Genomic DNA, 1,466 nt, shown 5'->3' with positions numbered 1-1,466 from the left:
CCACCGTCACCACCCGCGAAGACACCCCCGGCGACAAACGCCTCACCGCCTACATCGTCACCAACCCCGACACCCCCGCCCCCAGCACCCAGGAACTGCGCACCCACCTCCAACAGCAACTCCCCGACTACATGATCCCGAGCACCTACATCACCCTCGACCAACTCCCCCTCACCCCCAACGGGAAAGTCGACACCAAAGCACTCCCCGCACCCGACACCCACCGCCCCGACCTGGACTCCACCTACACCGCCCCCCGCACCACCGCCGAGCACGTCGTCACCTCGATCTGGTCCGACATCCTCGGCATCGACACCATCGGCGTGCACGACAACTTCTTCGCCCTCGGCGGGCATTCACTGCTCGCGACGCGGGTGACGTCCCGACTGCGACAGCAACTCGGCATCGACGTACCCGTGCGCACGCTCTTCACCTCACCCACCCCGGCCACGCTGGCTGCGGCGATGGGCGAGCCGGCAGCGGCCGGTGCGGCGGTCCTCGTACCGGCAGACCGTTCCGGCGACTGCCTGCCGTTGTCCTTCGCGCAGCAACGGTTGTGGTTCCTGGACCAGTTGACCCCCGGCAGTGCCGAGTACCTGGTACCGCTGGGCCTGCGCCTACGGGGTGAGCTGGACGCGGACGCCCTGGGTGTGGCGTTCACCGGCCTGGTGGCACGGCACGAGATCCTGCGGACCCGTTTCGTCACCGACGACGCGGGGCGCCCGTCACAGGTCGTGGACGCGCCGTGGTCGGTCACCCCGGTGGTGCACGACGTCCGGGACGCCTTCCGCGGTGAGGACAGGGAGCAGGCGGCCCAGGCGATCATCGAAGCGCAGGCGCGTCTCCCGTTCGAGCTGGACGGGGGCCGGCTGCTGCGCGTGGACGTGGTCCGCGTCGCGGAGGACGACCAGTTCCTGTTGATCACGTTGCACCACATCGTCTCGGACGGCTGGTCGTCGGGCATCCTGGCGCGGGAGCTGCGGGAGCTGTACGCGGCGGCCCTGGCCGGCCGCGAGGCCGCGCTCCCCGCCCTCGCCGTGCAGTACGCGGACTTCGCCGTGTGGCAACGGGACCAGCTGTCCGGTGACTTCCTGGACGCGCAGTTGACCTACTGGCGTGACCGTCTGACCGGTGTGCCGGTGCTGGAACTGCCCACGGACCACGGGCGACCCGCCGAGCGCGAGGGCGCGGCGGGAGACACCGTGTACTTCGCGCTGTCGTCCGAGGTGGCGAAGGCGCTGCAGGCGACGGCGGGACGGCAGGGCGCGAGCCTGTTCATGGCGCTGCTGTCGCTGTTCCAGATCGTGCTGGCCCGCTACGGCCGCCAGGACGACTTCGCGGTGGGCACCCCGATCGCGGGCCGCAACCGCGCCGAGACCGAAGACCTGATCGGGTTCTTCGTGAACACGCTGGTGATGCGGACGGATCTGTCGGGGGACCCGACGTTCGCCGAGCTGATCGACCGC

The 1,466-nt window shown here is 70.1% G+C and carries 1 protein-coding gene; it reads left to right on the top strand.

The genetic code is table 11. The features are described from left to right. On the top strand, positions 1–1,466 hold a 1,466-nt coding region (locus tag Q0994_RS33830; protein ID WP_299542557.1), incomplete at both ends, for a condensation domain-containing protein.

It is taken from the genome of uncultured Streptomyces sp., assembly GCF_947488945.1.
In the GTDB taxonomy this organism is placed as follows: Bacteria; Actinomycetota; Actinomycetes; order Streptomycetales; family Streptomycetaceae; genus Streptomyces.
This window is presented reverse-complemented; position numbering and strand designations above follow the sequence as displayed.